This is a genomic window from Pseudomonas paracarnis (genome assembly GCF_904063055.1).
Lineage (GTDB): Bacteria > Pseudomonadota > Gammaproteobacteria > Pseudomonadales > Pseudomonadaceae > Aquipseudomonas > Aquipseudomonas paracarnis.
The window spans coordinates 1-435 of sequence record NZ_CAJFCN010000105.1 but is presented as its reverse complement, the minus strand read 5'-3'; the positions used below and the strand labels follow the sequence as shown (position 1 = coordinate 435).

The following is a 435-nucleotide window of genomic DNA, read 5'->3' as shown; positions in this document are numbered from 1 at the left end:
CCCGTCTGGTCATGATCTTGTTCTCGATGGTGGCCACCACAACAGCCAGCTGGCGCGGCAGGGCGATAACGATTTCGAACTGCACAAGCCACTTGCCAGCTTCGGCTTTGCCAACGATGGCGATGGCACGCTCTACATCAACGACGCCTATGGCGGCATCAGTATGACCCTCGATATCGGTGCATTGGTGAGCCAAGAGCAGTCCTACATCATGTGGAATTCAATCCCCTGGGGCACCCACGACGTCACCGATAACGTAACCGGCCAAGGCCTGCTGGCCGGCACAGCCTTGACGCCCTACACGGCCTCTGCCAACGGCGATGCGCAGGACAATGTCCTAACCGCTCATGCTGCGGGGGAATGGTTGTTCGGTCTGGGCGGCGACGATCATTTGATCGGTGAGCAGGGTAGTAATGTTTTCGTCGGCGGGGCAGG

1 pseudogene is annotated in these 435 nt (G+C 59.1%); it reads left to right on the top strand.

Features of this window, described 5'->3' with window-relative positions:
* Positions 1-435: pseudogene (locus JMV15_RS28100) on the top strand (polyurethanase); the annotation flags it as partial.